Annotated in this window: 14 protein-coding genes; 10 read left to right on the plus strand and 4 right to left on the minus strand. The window is 68.1% G+C overall.

The window, feature by feature from the left end:
• The first annotated feature begins 9 nt into the window (after positions 1-9).
• Positions 10-969 (plus strand): cation diffusion facilitator family transporter, encoded by a 960-nt coding sequence (locus tag ABZ004_RS24740; protein ID WP_355683168.1) that lies wholly within the window; start codon positions 10-12, stop codon positions 967-969.
• Here ABZ004_RS24740 and ABZ004_RS24745 read toward each other — a convergent pair whose 3' ends face one another.
• Positions 970-1,866, minus strand: coding sequence for an NAD-dependent epimerase/dehydratase family protein (locus ABZ004_RS24745; protein ID WP_355683170.1), 897 nt, complete (start codon positions 1,864-1,866; stop codon positions 970-972).
• Between the two features lie 100 nt (positions 1,867-1,966).
• Here ABZ004_RS24745 and ABZ004_RS24750 point away from each other — a divergent pair, with 100 nt between their 5' ends.
• On the plus strand, positions 1,967-2,926 hold the full coding sequence (locus tag ABZ004_RS24750) for a helix-turn-helix domain-containing protein (RefSeq protein WP_355683172.1): 960 nt from the start codon (positions 1,967-1,969) through the stop codon (positions 2,924-2,926).
• An 8-nt stretch (positions 2,927-2,934) separates the two neighbouring features.
• Here the strand turns inward: ABZ004_RS24750 and ABZ004_RS24755 are convergent, their stop codons facing one another.
• Positions 2,935-3,303, minus strand: a complete 369-nt coding sequence (locus ABZ004_RS24755; RefSeq protein WP_355683173.1) for a MerR family transcriptional regulator — start codon at positions 3,301-3,303, stop codon at positions 2,935-2,937.
• Positions 3,304-3,421: 118 nt separating this feature from the next.
• Here ABZ004_RS24755 and ahcY point away from each other — a divergent pair, with 118 nt between their 5' ends.
• Positions 3,422-4,858 (plus strand): adenosylhomocysteinase, encoded by a 1,437-nt coding sequence (gene ahcY / locus ABZ004_RS24760; protein WP_355683174.1) that lies wholly within the window; start codon positions 3,422-3,424, stop codon positions 4,856-4,858.
• Between the two features lie 79 nt (positions 4,859-4,937).
• On the opposite strand, the gene ABZ004_RS24765 is transcribed toward ahcY, so the two are convergent.
• On the minus strand, positions 4,938-5,828 hold the full coding sequence (locus ABZ004_RS24765; protein ID WP_355683176.1) for an RDD family protein: 891 nt from the start codon (positions 5,826-5,828) through the stop codon (positions 4,938-4,940).
• A 152-nt stretch (positions 5,829-5,980) separates the two neighbouring features.
• On the opposite strand from ABZ004_RS24765, the gene ABZ004_RS24770 reads away from it, so the two are divergent.
• From ABZ004_RS24770 to ABZ004_RS24800, 7 genes are all read left to right on the plus strand, one after another.
• Positions 5,981-6,979 (plus strand): stage II sporulation protein M, encoded by a 999-nt coding sequence (locus tag ABZ004_RS24770; protein ID WP_355683178.1) that lies wholly within the window; start codon positions 5,981-5,983, stop codon positions 6,977-6,979.
• A gap of 29 nt (positions 6,980-7,008) precedes the next feature.
• Positions 7,009-7,770, plus strand: coding sequence for a DUF1206 domain-containing protein (locus ABZ004_RS24775; RefSeq protein WP_355683180.1), 762 nt, complete (start codon positions 7,009-7,011; stop codon positions 7,768-7,770).
• A 113-nt stretch (positions 7,771-7,883) separates the two neighbouring features.
• Positions 7,884-9,680, plus strand: coding sequence for an ABC transporter substrate-binding protein (locus ABZ004_RS24780; RefSeq protein WP_355683181.1), 1,797 nt, complete (start codon positions 7,884-7,886; stop codon positions 9,678-9,680).
• Between the two features lie 22 nt (positions 9,681-9,702).
• Positions 9,703-10,734, plus strand: coding sequence for an ABC transporter permease (locus tag ABZ004_RS24785; protein ID WP_355683183.1), 1,032 nt, complete (start codon positions 9,703-9,705; stop codon positions 10,732-10,734).
• Positions 10,731-11,609 (plus strand): ABC transporter permease, encoded by an 879-nt coding sequence (locus ABZ004_RS24790; RefSeq protein WP_355683185.1) that lies wholly within the window; start codon positions 10,731-10,733, stop codon positions 11,607-11,609. Before ABZ004_RS24785 ends, ABZ004_RS24790 begins: the two co-directional genes overlap by 4 nt.
• Positions 11,609-12,568 carry an ABC transporter ATP-binding protein gene (locus ABZ004_RS24795; protein ID WP_355683187.1) on the plus strand — a complete coding sequence of 320 codons (960 nt, stop codon included), beginning with the start codon at positions 11,609-11,611 and terminating at the stop codon, positions 12,566-12,568. Before ABZ004_RS24790 ends, ABZ004_RS24795 begins: the two co-directional genes overlap by 1 nt.
• Positions 12,562-13,494, plus strand: coding sequence for an ABC transporter ATP-binding protein (locus tag ABZ004_RS24800; RefSeq protein ID WP_355683189.1), 933 nt, complete (start codon positions 12,562-12,564; stop codon positions 13,492-13,494). The genes ABZ004_RS24795 and ABZ004_RS24800 overlap by 7 nt, the downstream gene beginning before the upstream one ends.
• On the opposite strand, the gene ABZ004_RS24805 is transcribed toward ABZ004_RS24800, so the two are convergent.
• Positions 13,491-14,783 carry a DUF58 domain-containing protein gene (locus ABZ004_RS24805; protein WP_355683191.1) on the minus strand — a complete coding sequence of 431 codons (1,293 nt, stop codon included), beginning with the start codon at positions 14,781-14,783 and terminating at the stop codon, positions 13,491-13,493. The genes ABZ004_RS24800 and ABZ004_RS24805 overlap by 4 nt on opposite strands.
• Positions 14,784-14,787 lie beyond the last annotated feature (4 nt).

The following is a 14,787-nucleotide window of genomic DNA, read 5'->3' on the forward strand; positions in this document are numbered from 1 at the left end:
TCACCGAACATGGCAGGTGGCGGGAACAAGGCCGTCGTAGCGGCGCTGCTGGCGAACACCGGTATCGCGGTCACGAAGTTCGCCGCCTGGGGGCTGACCCAGTCCGCGTCGATGCTGGCCGAGGCGATCCACTCGCTCGCCGACGCGGGCAACCAGGTGCTGCTGCTGGTGGGCGCGAAGCGGGCCAAGCGCGAGGCCGACGAGCTGCATCAGTTCGGCTTCGGCCGCGAGCGGTACGTGTACTCCTTCATCGTGGCGATCGTGCTGTTCAGCGTCGGTGGTTTGTTCGCGCTCTACGAGGGCTACCACAAGGTGCACGAGCCGCACGCGATCGAGCACTGGAAGTGGGTGCCGGTCGCCGTCCTGCTGGCCGCGATCGTGATGGAGTCGCTGTCGTTCCGGACCGCGATCATCGAGGCGAACAAGTTGCGCGGGTCGGTGTCGTGGACGCGTTTCGTCCGCAACGCAAGGGCTCCTGAGCTGCCGGTCATCCTGCTCGAGGACTTCGCCGCGCTCACCGGCCTGGTGCTGGCGCTGATCGGTGTCGTCCTGACGCTTGCCACCGGCAACGGAATCTTCGACGGCCTCGGCTCGATGGCGATCGGTGCCCTGCTGGTCGCCGTCGCGATCTTCCTGGCGATCGAGATGAAGTCGCTGCTGCTCGGCGAGTCCGCCACCCGCGAGGTCCAGTCGCACATCGTCACCGCCATCGAGGGCGTCCCCGGCGTCCAGCGCCTGATCCACATCAAGACCCTGCACCTCGGCCCCGAGGAGATCCTGGTCGCCGCCAAGCTGGCGGTCGCTCCGGGCGCCGACGCCGCCACCATCGCGGAAACCATCGACGCCGCGGAACGAGCCATCCGGGCCACCGAACCGATGGCCCAGCAGATCTACCTCGAGCCAGACATCTACAGCGAGAACCACACCCCCGACGCCCGCCCCGCCGTCCCCGAAGCACCGGCGCACTGATCAGGCAACGAGTGCTTCACGGAGGGTCGACGGCTTGAGTCCGAAAGTGTCGCGGATAGCCCTGTCGTCCACCACGAACGGGCGCTCGGACTGGTAGCTCATCTCGGCGAACTCCCGCCAGAGCGGATCGGTGAAGGACAACAGCGCCAGATCCCGTTCGGTCAGCGACTCCAACCGGGGTTCGGGCGCGCCGTGGAGTTCGGCGAATTCGGTTGCGGCCTGGCGGACGGTTGTGGTGATGACCGGCGCGTGCCAGGCCCGTCCCCAGCCCCGCTCGTCAGCACTGACCGCGACAAGGGCCGCTGCGACGTCCTCGGTGTACGAGAACGAATGCGCCGCATCGGGGTTGCCATGGACAAGAGCCAGCTCACCCTCGCGGACCCGGGGCGCGACCAGCAAGGTGAACGCCGAGACCGCGCCCGGACCGAAGTACTGACCGGCCCGTACTTCGGTGACCCGCAGCCGCCCGTCGTCATGAGCGCTCTTGGCCTGCCGCCAGAGTTCGGCCCGCACCCGGCCCTTTCGGGTGGTCGGAAGCATCGGGGTGAGCTCGGTGAGCGGCTCGATGGTCTGCTGGTAGCCGTAGTGGTTGCCGAGCATCACGTAGTCGGCCCCGGCCCGCTCGGTGGCGGCGAGGATCGAGGCGAACAGCGGCGGCATGGTCTCCGGCCAGGTGTGGTAGGCGGTCATCGCAGCGTTGTAGACCGTGCGCGCGCCGGTGAGGGCCTCGGCCAGTTCGTCCGTGCGGCCCGCGTCCAGAGCGATCGGTTCGATGCCCGGGCGGTCCGGGCCGCTGCCGCTGCGGGTGATGAGGCGGACCCGCTGCCCGCTGTCGGCCAGTTGCCGGGCGGTCGCGACTCCGGTCGCGCCGGCACCGATGACGACTGATTCAGTCATGAGGTTCTCTCCGTCTTCGCTCAGATAGTGAAGCCACTCTGTCCTGTGGACGCGGGGTAGAGTCAGTGGCCTGAAAGCCACGAAGCCCAAGGATCTAGCCATGCATCGTGTTGCCGTCCTGGCCGTCCCTGCGGTCAAGCCTTTCGACCTGTCGATGCCGTCGACGCTGCTCGGCGCTGCCAACGTCGACGGCAGCCCCGGCTACGAGGTGACGGTGTGCACTGCCGTGCCCGGGACTGTCGCCGCCTCCGGTGGCATCGAGGTGGTGATCCGGCACGGCCTGGAAGCAGTCGCGGTGGCGGACACGGTCATCGTTCCCTCGACTGCCAGCCGGCATGACGCCGATCCGGCGGTGCTCGACGCCTTACGGGAGGCGGCTGCCGCGGGCAAGCGCGTTGCGTCGATCTGCAGCGGCGCCTTCGTCCTCGCCCAGGCCGGGCTCCTCGACGGCCGTGCTGCCACCACGCACTGGGCTCTGGCAGACGAACTGCAACGCGCCTTTCCTTCGGTGCAGGTGAACGCCGACCGGCTGTTCGCCGAGGACGGACCGATCGTCACCGGTGCGGGTTCGGCCGCCGGGATCGACCTGTGCCTGCACCTGATCAGCTCCGACTACGGCGCGGCCGTGGCCAACGCGGCAGCCCGCGCGGCTGTCGTCACCCCAGTGCGCCACGGCGGCCAGGCCCAGTTCGTGCAGACCCCACTACCGGCGAAGACAGACTCTTCCTTGGATGCGGCCCGCATCTGGGCTCTGCAGCATCTGGATCTGCCGATCTCCCTGCAGGACCTGGCCGGCCGGGCCCAGGTCAGCGTGCGGACCCTGACCCGCCGGTTCACCACCGAAACCGGTGTGACGCCGTTCCAATGGCTGCTCCAGCAACGGCTGCTGCGGGCCCGCGAACTGCTGGAGACCACCGATCTCACCGTCGACCATGTGGCACGCCGGAGCGGCCTCGGGTCCGGCGAGTCGCTCCGTCAGCACCTGAGCCGGCAGATCGGCATGACCCCGGCCGCCTACCGAGGCGCCTTCAACCAACGCCCCAGGATGAGCACCGCCTGATCGTGGGCTCAGCGGGGGCGGTTCTGCGGGGGTGGGAGGACGCCGGAGCGGCCTAGCCAGTGCAGGGCGCGTTCGCGGTCGATCTCGGCGGGGCTGGGCGGGGTGGACAGCCGGCCGGTGCGGTAGCCGAGGTTGCGGAGGTCGGCGGCGACGGAGGGCTCGGCCAGTGCCCGGAGCGCGAAGGCGAGGGCGGCCGGCGTCACGTCGTACCGGTGTTCCAGTTCGAGCGCGAGCCTGACCGCGGCGAGGTCGCGGGCGTCGTACTGGCGCTGCGAACCGCGGCTGCTGCGGGAGCGGGGGAGCAGTCCGAGCGCCTCGCGATAGCGCAACATCCGGGGGGTGGTCCCCAGGCTCCGGGCTGCCTCAGTGATCCGCATGACACCAATCTTGACATTTCGGTGTCAGGAAAGCCCCTTCCGGGCCCTTCCCCACCCGCCGGACCCCTAGGCTCGACCCCGTTGACCTCAACCGACACCCTCAAGGGAGCGGCACCGCATGACGTTCGACTACAAGGTGGCAGATCTCGGACTCGCCGAGTTCGGTCGCAAGGAGATCCGGCTCGCCGAGCACGAGATGCCCGGCCTGATGGCGATGCGCGCGCAGTACGGCGACAGCAAGCCGCTGGCCGGCGCGAAGATCATGGGCTCACTGCACATGACCATCCAGACCGCCGTCCTGATCGAGACGCTGACGGCGCTCGGCGCCGAGGTGCGCTGGGTCTCGTGCAACATCTTCTCCACCCAGGACCACGCGGCCGCCGCGGTCGTCGTCGGCCCGAACGGTACCGCCGACGCTCCCGCCGGTGTCCCCGTCTTCGCCTGGAAGGGCGAGACGCTGGAGGAGTACTGGTGGTGCACCGAGCAGGCGCTCAAGTGGCCGGGTGCTGACGGCCCGAACATGATCCTCGACGACGGCGGCGACGCCACCATGCTCGTCCACAAGGGCACCGAGTTCGAGAAGGCGGGCGCCGTTCCGGACCCGTCGACCGCGGAGTCGGAGGAGTACGGCGTCGTGCTCGCGACGCTGACCCGGACGCTGAAGGAAGACCCGCAGCTCTGGACCACCATCGGGGCCGGCATCAAGGGCGTCACCGAGGAGACCACCACCGGCGTGCACCGGCTGTACGAGATGCACAAGACCGGCGCGCTGCTGTTCCCGGCGATCAACGTCAACGACTCGGTGACGAAGTCGAAGTTCGACAACAAGTACGGCTGCCGGCACTCGCTGATCGACGGCATCAACCGGGCCACCGACGTACTGATCGGCGGCAAGGTCGCGGTCGTCTGCGGGTACGGCGACGTCGGCAAGGGCTGCGCGGAGTCGCTGCGCGGCCAGGGCGCCCGGGTCATCGTGACCGAGATCGACCCGATCTGCGCGCTGCAGGCGGCGATGGACGGCTACCAGGTCACCACGCTGGAGGACGTCGTCGGGATCGCCGACATCTTCGTCACCACCACCGGCAACAAGGACGTCATCACCGCCGACCACATGGCGCAGATGAAGCACCAGGCGATCGTCGGCAACATCGGTCACTTCGACAACGAGATCGACATGGCCGGCCTGTACAAGACCGCCGGGGTCGAGCGGGTCACCATCAAGCCGCAGGTCGACGAGTTCCGGTTCCCCGACGGGCACACCATCATCATCTTGTCCGAGGGCCGGCTGCTGAACCTCGGCAACGCCACCGGGCACCCGTCGTTCGTGATGTCGAACTCGTTCACCAACCAGGTGCTGGCGCAGATCGAGCTGTTCGCGAAGACCAGCGAGTACCCGACCGACGTCTACGTGCTGCCCAAGCACCTCGACGAGATGGTCGCCCGCCTCCACCTCGACGCCCTCGGCGTCAAGCTGACGGAGCTCTCCAAGGAGCAGGCCGAATACCTCGGCATCCCCGTCGAAGGCCCGTACAAGTCGGACGCCTACCGCTACTGAGTTTCTCCGGTACGACGTACGCAAGGAAGGCGCCCCGCGAGCTTCGCGGGGCGCCTTCGCGTTGTCAGTCGGTCGGACGTCAGGACCACTGATCGGGTTCGCTGCCCGGTGCGTGCCAGCCCTGGGCGTTCACCTTTGTGGGCTCAGCTTGCGGTACCGCGGGCTGCCGGGCGTACGGCGTACTGGCGTGCGGGACTGGGGTGGTGCCGTAGGGGTTGGGTGGGGCGTAGGCGGTGCCGAACGGGCCGGTGTGGGGGGCGAAGCGCGGGCCTTGGATGGCGAGCCGGGCCAGTTCGCGGCGGCGGCGTTCGGCCAGTACTGCGGACAGGAACGCCGGTGCCACGAGCTGTATCGGTGGTGCCGGCGCGGTCAGCTCCGCCATCCGGTGGGCGAGCGCGTCCCCGAGCGCGATCCGCGCCTCCGGCTCCAGCTCGGTGTAGCGGGCCAGGTACTCACGGGCGGTGTTCGCCAGCTCGTCGGACAGCCGCGAGAGTTCCAGCGACTGCGCCCACTGCACCAGATGCCCCGGCACGAACAGCGGCGGCGACGCCATCGGCTGGTGCCGTTCGCGAATCACCACGGTCCCGGCGACGATGTCACCGATCCGCTTGCCCTGCTTGTTCATCAGGCTCGCCACGATGCCCGGACTGCCCGCGAACCACGGCGCGAAGTCGACGAACAACCACAGCAGGGTCCGGACCAGCGCATGCCGGAACCGGATCGAGCTGCCGTCGTCGCGGACCACCTTGAGCCCCAGCATCAGCTTGCCGAGCGTCCGTCCGCGGGTGAGCGTCTCCATCACCACGCGGTAGCCGACCAGCACCAGCAGCAGTACTACGAAGACGAGAGCGACTCCAAGCGCCTCACTGGCACCACCGATCAGGAAGCCGAACAGCGTGGTGAGCAGGATGCCCAGCACGATGCTCTGGATGACCACGTCGATCGCACAGGCGAGGGCACGGGTAGGCATCCGTGCGATCCGCACCTGGAGGACGACAGCTTCCCCCGTAACCAGCTGAGACAAGATGCCTCCCTCCTTGCCGGTCAGTCTAGGGGCGCTGCGTGCCTTCGACCCCGGAGTAAGGGAGACTCCCTCTAGCCAGGACCGATTGGAGGGGGCAGATGGACGTAGAGGCGTTCGTGTCGGTTCATCAGCCTCAGTGGGATCGACTGGCTCATCTGACTCGCAGGCAGCGGCGTCTGACCGGCACCGAGGCCGACGAGCTCGTGCTGCTTTACCAGCGCGTCGGGACTCATCTCTCAGCACTACGGGCAGGCGGAGCCGACCCGGTGACGGTAGGGCGCTTGTCGGGGCTCATTGCCGACGCCAGAGGTGCTGTCACCGGCGTACAGGCTCCTGTCTGGCGTGACATCTCCCGGTACTTCCTGGTGAGCTTCCCGGCTGCCCTGTACGCCTCACGTCGCTGGTGGCTCACGATCGGACTGCTGTTCTACACAGTGGCCGCCTGGATGGCATGGCGGATCATCGCGCACCCGGAGCTGCTGGACTCGGTCGGTACGCCGGCGCAGATCCAGCAGTTGGTCGACAAGGACTTCGCCAGCTACTACTCCGAGAATCCGGCCCAGGACTTCGCGCTGGAGGTGTGGATCAACAACGCCACCATCTCGGCCGCTGTGCTTGCGGTCGGCGTGCTGCTGATCCCGACGATGTTCGTGCTGTGGAGCAACGCGGAGAACCTCGGCGTGGTGGCCGGTGTGATGATCAGCCATCACAAGTCGGATGTGTTCTTCGGCCTGATCACCCCACACGGTCTGCTCGAGCTGACCGCGGTCTTCGTCGCGAGCGCGGCCGGGTTGCGGCTCGGCTGGTCGTGGATAGCACCGGGTCCACGGACCCGGATGCAGGCGCTCGCCCAGACCGGTCGCGCGACGGTCGGGATGGCGATCGGGCTCGCTGTCGTCCTGCTGATCACCGGCATGATCGAGGCCTTCGTGACACCGTCCGGGCTGCCGACCGCAGTACGGGTGGGGATCGGGGTCCTGGTCGAGGTCGGGTTCTTCGTCTACGTCTGGACCCTCGGGCGGCGAGCTTTCAAGGCCGGCGAGTACGGCGACGTCGAAGAAGCCGACCGCGAGGCGACGGCACCCGTTTCCGCCTGAGAGTTTGCCCGCCGGGTACCGGTGCTGCCATGAGGACCGCCCAGCAAGCCCAGAACAGCCGCCTGTACGACGTGTCGATCACGGTCGGCCTGATCGCGTACGGCGTCGTCTATCTGCTCATCGGCTGGATCGCCCTGCAACTCGCCTGGGGCGGGACGTCCGAGCAGGCCTCCCAGCAAGGAGCCCTGCAGGAACTCGCGAGCAAGCCGTTCGGGACGGTGCTGCTCTGGATCGTCGCGATCGGTCTGTTCGCGCTGGTGATCTGGCGGGCGTTGGAACTCGTCTACGGGCACCAGAAGATGCAGAAGAAGGTCCAGTCGTTCGGACGCGGCCTCGTCTATCTCGTGCTCGGCATCAGCGCGCTGAAGCTCGCCATCGGTTCCGGTGGTGGAGGCGGTCAGAAGGCGATGACTGCCCGCGTGATGGCGCACGGTCCGGGCCGCGTCCTGATCGTCGTCGTCGGCCTGGTCATCGTGGTCGTCGGCGCCTACCAGATCTACAAGGCCTGGACGAAGAAGTTCACCGAGGACCTCGCCGGCGGCGTCCCGAGGTCGGCCATCCTGCTCGGCCGGCTCGGCTACGCGGCCAAGGGACCGGCGCTCATCATCACCGGCGCGCTGCTCGCCTGGGCCGCGATCGACTACGACCCGGGCAAGGCAGGTGGCCTGGACACCGCGCTGCGCACGCTCAAGGACCAGCCGTTCGGCTCGGTCCTGCTGACCCTGATCGCGATCGGCTTCGCCTGTTTCGGCGTCTACTGCTTCGTCTGGTCCCGCAACGCCAGGCACTAGAGCCGTTGGGAAACAACGGAAATGTGACAGATCTAGGTAAATCGTTGACGCGACCCCGCTCGGTGGTGTGGGTTTCTCCCTAAACACACCAGGGCGGAAGGTGCGTGGGGCGGATGCGGAAATGGTGCAGCGTGCTGGCGGCGATGGGGCTGCTGGCACTGGGCGGACTCCCCGGGCAGGCAGCGGCCGCCGAGCCCGCCGCGCCCAAGGTGATCAGGGTCGGCGCGACCCAGGCGATGGACTCGATGAACCCGTTCCTGGCCGTCCGGCTGGTGTCGTCGTCGATCCACCGCTGGATGTACGGCTTCCTGACCGTGCCGGACGTGAAGACGCTGAAGCCGAGTCCGGACCTGGCCGAGTCCTGGACCACCTCACCGGACGGCCTCACCTGGACCTTCAAGATCCGTACGGCGAACTGGTCCGACGGCCAGCCGATCACCGCCGACGATGCCGCCTGGACCTTCACCAAGATGATGACCGACGACGGCGCGAAGACCGCCAACGGACCGGCGGTGGAGAACTTCGCCGGTGTGACCGCGGCCGGCCAGGACCTGACCATCAAGTTGAAGTCCCCGCAGGCGTCGATGCTGGACAACCCGGTCCCGATCATGCCCAAGCACGTCTGGGAGAAGGTCGGCGACATCGCGAAGTACGAGGCCGACGACTTCCCGGCCGTCACGAGTGGGCCTTACATCGCGGTGGAGCAGAAGAAGGACCAGTACGTGAAGCTGAAGGCCAACCCGAACTACTGGCGGGGTGCGCCGAAGATCGACGAACTGCAGGTGATCTTCTACGACAACCCGGCCGCGGCGATCGTCGGGCTGAAGAAGGGCGACATCGACCTGATCGGCCGGCTCGCGCCGCCGGACTTCGAGGCGCTCAAGGGTGATCCCAACATCGTCCAGTGGAACACCCAGGGGCGGCGTGCGTCGTACCTGCAGGTCAACCTCGGCGCCACCACCAGCGACAACAAGCCGATCGGCGACGGGCATCCGGCGCTGAAGGACCAGCGGGTCCGGCAGGCGCTGCACTACGCGATCGACAAGCAGAAGCTGGTCGACGAGGTCCAGAACGGGCTCGCGGTGCCGGCCGACGGCTCGATCGTGCCGCCGATGTACAAGGACTTCTTCTGGTCGGCGACCGGGGCCGAGAAGGTCAGCCACGATGTTGCCAAGGCCAACAAGATCCTCGACGACGCCGGCTATAAGAAAGGCGCCGACGGCATCCGGACCATGCCGGACGGGTCGCGCAAACTGCAGTTCCGGTTCAGCATCCACACCGATACACCGATCGAGGACAAGCTCGCCGAGTACCTGACGGGCTGGTTCAAGGAGGTCGGGATCACGCTGACCACGAAGCGGCTCGACTCGAGCAAGTTCACCGAGGAGACCGGTACGACGGCGTTGTTCGACCTCGCCATCAGCGGCTGGTCGGTGAACCCGGATCCGGAGGAAGTGCTGGCGACCCACCTGTGCAGCCGGCGTCCGACGGCAGACGGCAAGGGTGGCGGTACCGAATCGTTCTACTGCGACCCGCAGTACGAGGCGCTCTATCAGCAGCAGCTGAAAGAGCTGGACCGGCCGAAGCGCGCCGGGATCATCAAGCAGATGGAGGAGCGGCTCTACACCGACGCACCGGTGATCGCCCTCTACTACCCGAACGACCTGGAGGGCTACCGCAAGGACCGGATCGCCAGCATCACGCCGATCCCCGAGGACAAGGGCATGCTGTACGGCGGCAGCGGCTACTGGCCGTTCTACACGCTGGAAGCGGTGTCCAAGGACGGCGCTGCCGACAGTGGCTCGAACACGGGCCTGTACGTCGGCCTCGGTGCCGGTGTCGTCGTCCTGGCGGCAGCGGCGCTGTTGCTGGTCCGCCGTCGCCAAGCCGTCGCGGACGACCGCGAATGACCGGACTCTCGCGGGCGAGCCGATGACCGTCGCGCAACCCGCGGCAGAGGCGATCGAGGAGCGCCCCGTCCGGCACGGCGTACTGCGGTACGCCGTCGCCAAGGTGGGCGGGGCGCTGCTCAGTATCGCGATGGTCATCGTCGCGACCTTCTTCGCCTTCCGGCTGCTTCCGGGCGATCCCGTCCGGGCGCTCGCGCAAGGCCGGAACATGACGCCGGAGCAGCTCGACCTGGAGCGGCACCGGCTCGGCCTGGACAAGTCGTTGCTCGAGCAGTTCGTCCATTTCGTCAACCAGACCGTGCATCTCGACCTCGGCGTCTCCTACGAGTACAAGCGGCCGGTGCTCGACCTGATCGGTGAGCGGATCGGCGCGACCCTGCTGCTCACCGGTACCGCGCTGGTGCTGGCCGTCAGCCTCGGGATCTGGCAGGGCGCCCGGGCGGGCTGGAAACCGGGCAGCCGCTTCGACAAGATCTCCACCGGGATCTCGCTCGTGCTGTGGTCCGTGCCGACGTTCTGGCTCGGTCTGCTGCTGTTGATGGTGTTCGCGGCAGGGATCGGTCCGATCCCCGGGATCTTCCCGACCCGGGGGATCGAGAGCGTGGATGCGCCGTCCGGTTTCGCTTACGTGCTTGACGTCGCGAAGCACATGGTGCTGCCCTGCCTGACGATGGTGGCCGTCGTGTACGCGCAGTACCTGCTGGTGATGCGCTCGTCGGTGATCGACGAGGTGGGCCAGGACTACGTGACCACCGCGCGCGCAAAGGGTTTGCGCGACGACGAGATTCGCCGCCGGCACGCAGTACCGAATGCTCTGCTGCCGACGGTGACGCTGGTGTTCATGCGGATCGGCTTCGTGGTCGGTGGTGCCGTCACGGTCGAGGCGATCTTCAGCTGGCCGGGGCTCGGGCAGCTGTTCTACGAGGCGATTCGGGTGCCGGACTTCACCCTGATGCAGGGCACGTTCCTGCTGATCACGGTGTCGGTGATCCTGATGAACACGCTGGCCGACGTGGTCTACCACCTGCTGGACCCGAGGGTGAGGTCGGCATGAGCATCACCTGGACCCGCAGACGCCTTGCTTTCGGGCGTTTCTGGGCATCCTTCCGGACCCACAAGGCCGGGGTCGCCGGTCTGGTCGTCCTGGTCGCCGCGGTGCTGCTGGCGGTGATCGCGCCGCTGTTCATCGACGCCGGGGTGACGAACGTGGTCAGCGGCACCGGGGCCAAGCTGGCGCCACCGAACTGGCACGACCCGCTCGGTACGGACGAGTCGGGCCGTTCGGTGCTGCTGATGATCTGGTGGGGATCGCGGACGTCGCTGCTGATCGGATTCCTCGCGGCGCTGCTCAGCATGGTGATCGGCACCGTCCTCGGGATCGCCGCCGGACACTTCCGCGGCTGGATCGGTGCCGTCGTGATGCGGGTGACCGACTGGTTCCTGGTGCTGCCGTCGCTGGTCACCGCGCTGGTGCTGGCCGCGATCCTCGGCGGCAGCACGGTCACCATCATCGCGGCGATCGGCGTCACTTCCTGGCCGTCCACGGCGCGGCTGATCCGCGCGCAGACGCTGGCCGTCGAGGCGCGTCCCTACATCGAACGCTCGCAGGCATTGGGTGGCGGGCACTGGCACATCACCACCCGGCACGTACTGCCCAATGTCGCACCGTTGCTCCTGGCAAGTACTACGCTCGAGGTGGCGAGCGCGATCGTCACCGAGTCCACGCTGGCGTTCCTCGGGGTCAGCGCGAACAAGACCTCCTGGGGCACCATGCTGCGCGGCTCCTACGACTGGGGCGCAGCCACCTCCGGCGCCTGGTGGTACATCCTCGTTCCCGGACTCTGCATCGTGATCGTCGTACTGGCCTTCACGCTCTGCGGCCGGGCGCTGGAATCCGTGCTCAATCCGCGACTCCGCAGGGCGGCGTGATGACTCTGCTCGAGCTGGACGACCTGTCCGTCACCTACCGGATCGCGGCCGGCGAGGTTCCCGCAGTACGGGGTGTCTCCCTTGCCCTGGCGCCGGGTGAGGCCCTGGGCGTCGTCGGCGAGTCGGGCTCCGGCAAGTCCACTCTTGCCCTTGCCCTGCTGCGATTGCTCCCTCGCGACGCGCGGGTCAGTGGCCGGATCCTGCTCGGCGGCGAGGACGTGCTGACGATGAACTGGGGACGGCTGCGAGCGGTCCGCTGGGCCGAGGCGTCGATCGTCTTCCAGGGCGCGCAGCACGGCCTCAATCCGGTGCAGCGGATCGGCGACCAGATCGCCGAGCCGCTTCTCGTCCACAAACTCGCCACGCCCGACAAGGCCCGCCGACGGGTCGTGGAGTTGCTGGAACAGGTCGGACTACCGGCCTGGCGTGCGCGCAGCTATCCGCACGAGGTGTCCGGTGGCCAGCGGCAGCGGGTGATGATTGCGATGGCGCTTGCCTGCGAGCCTCAGTTGATCATCGCCGACGAGCCGACCACCGCGCTCGACCTGATGGTCCAGGCGCAGATGCTGACCTTGATCAAGGACCTGATCGCGTCGCAGGGGATCTCGTTGCTGATGATCTCGCACGACCTGTCCGTGCTGGCCGACACCTGCGACCGGCTGGCGGTCATGTACGCCGGACGCGTGGTCGAGACCGGTCCTTCGGATGACACCTTCCGGCACCCCTACAGCCAGGCGCTCGCGGCCGCCTTCCCGACGGTCGGCGATCCGGCCTCGCGGCTCGCCCCGCAAGGCCTTCCCGGGGATCCACCGGACCCGATGCAGCTTCCGACCGGTTGCTCCTTCCACCCGCGCTGCCCGGTCGCGCTCGACACCTGCTCGACGAATCCGATCGACCTCCGGCGAGTGGACGACCGGCGTACGGCGGCCTGCGTACTGGTTGAGGAGGATGCGTGCTAGAGGCAACGGAGCTGTCGGTCGAGTTCGCCTCGCACGGCCGCCGGGCGCGCGCCGTCGACGGCGTGAACCTGTCCATCGGGGACGGCGAGATCGTCGCCCTGGTCGGCGAATCCGGCTGCGGCAAGACCACCCTCGCCCGCACCCTGCTGGGCCTCGAACGCCCCACCTCAGGCCAGATCTCGTACGCCGGTACGCCGCTCAGCTACCGCTCGCGCGCGCTGAAGGCCTACCGCCGCCAGGTCCAACTGGTGCTGCAGGACCCGATGGGTTCCCTCAACCCCCGCCAGACCGTCTACGAAGCAGTTGCCGAAGGCCCCCGAATCCATGGCCTCCCGGACGAGGAGGAGGTCGTCGCCGAAGCCCTGTCCCGAGCGGGTCTGCGACCGCCGGAGCGCTTCTTCCTCCGCTACCCCCACGAACTGTCCGGCGGCCAACGGCAACGAGTCGTCATCGCAGGAGCCCTTGCCCTGAACCCGAAAGTCCTCGTCGCCGACGAACCGGTCGCCTCCCTCGACGCCTCCGTCCGCGGCGAGATCCTGGCGCTGTTGCTCCGCCTCCGTGACGACCTCGGCCTCTCGGCCCTGGTGGTGACGCACGACCTGGGCCTGGCGTGGAACATCGCCGACCGGGTCGCCGTCATGTACCTGGGCCGCATCGTCGAGTCCGGCCGCACCGAAGAGGTCCTGCGATCTCCCCAGCACCCCTACACCCAGGCGCTCCTCTCGGTCCTCCCCGAGTCCCCGGAACGCATCGTCCTCACCGGCGAACCCCCGGACCCCACCCGCATCCCCACCGGCTGCCGCTTCCACCCCCGCTGCCAGGTAGTAGCCGCCGGCAACCCCATCGCACCCACCTGCCGAACCACCCTCCTCCCGGTCCTCCCAGCCACGCCCGAACCCCAAACCGCCTGCCACCTGAATGGTTAGAGCCGGCCGGACTTTTTCAAGGTGAGGTAGGTGTCGGCCAAGGCCGGGGCGATGTGGTCGGGGTCTTCGTCGACGACGGTGACGCCGGCTCGGGTGAGGACGGCGGTGACTCGTTCTCGATCCAGCCGCGTGCGGGCGGCGGAGGCGGCGCCGTACAGCTCGATGAGGTCGGAGCGGGCGGCCTCCATCGCGGTGAGGCGGGGGTCGGCGACCGAGGCCAGGACGACGACGTGCCGGCGCAGCAGCGGGCCGATGACGGGGAGCAGGGACTCCTCGATGACCGCGGGATCGAGACCGGTCAACAGTACGACGAGGGAGCGTTGGCCCAGCCGCTCGAGCACCTGGGAGACCACGATCCGGAAGTCGGTCTGGACCAGCTCCGCATCGACATTCGCCAGAGCGTTGACGAAGGACGGCAGCACGTCCTCAGGAGCAGGCCGTCGTACGTCGGCGCGCACCTGTGAATCGCAAGCCAGCAAGGAAACCCGGTCGCCGGCGCGAGTCGCGAGAGCGGCCAGCAGCAGCGCCGCGTCCATCGCATGATCCAACCTGGGTGCATCGCCGACGCGACCAGCCGACATCCGGCCGGAGTCGATCACGATGGCGACCTGCCGGTCTCGCTCGGGTCGCCACGTACGGAGTACGACGCTGCCTCGTCGCGCAGTAGCCCGCCAGTCGATGCTCCGGACGTCGTCGCCCGGCACGTAGTCGCGCAGCGAATCGAACTCTGTCCCCTGACCTCTTACCAGCAAGGCGGTTCGGCCATCCAGCTCCCGCAACCGGGCAAGCCGCGACGGTAGGTGCTTGCGCGACTTGAACGGCGGCAACGCCCGCACAGTCCACGGCACCATGTGTGACCGCTGCCGGCCGGCGAACCCCAGCGGCCCGATCGACCGCACAGTCACCCGATAGGCCTGCCGGTCCCCACGCCGGGTCGGCACCAGGTGCGTCGTGAGCCGACGCCGTTCCCCAGTAGGCAGGTCAAGCTTGTGCGGCGGATCCAGTACGCCGGCCGAAGGCGGCCAGGCATCCCGAAGCAGCCCGCGCACCCGCCGCCCCGGATTCGCCACCAGCAACGTCACCACAGCCTGCTCACCAAGCCGTACTGCGGTGTCGCCCTCGCGCGTCAACTGCAACCGCCGCGGCGAGCCAGCGAGCAACAGGTCCACTAGGCAGACCAGCAACACCACAGCAACCACCACACCGACACCACCCCAGCGCGGCATCAGCAGTGCGACAAAGAGCACGCCAAGACTGGCCAGCGCTCCAGCCCGCCCGGTGACAACCATCAGT

Origin of the sequence: Kribbella sp. NPDC006257 (assembly GCF_040613535.1) — a bacterium.
GTDB lineage: Bacteria > Actinomycetota > Actinomycetes > Propionibacteriales > Kribbellaceae > Kribbella.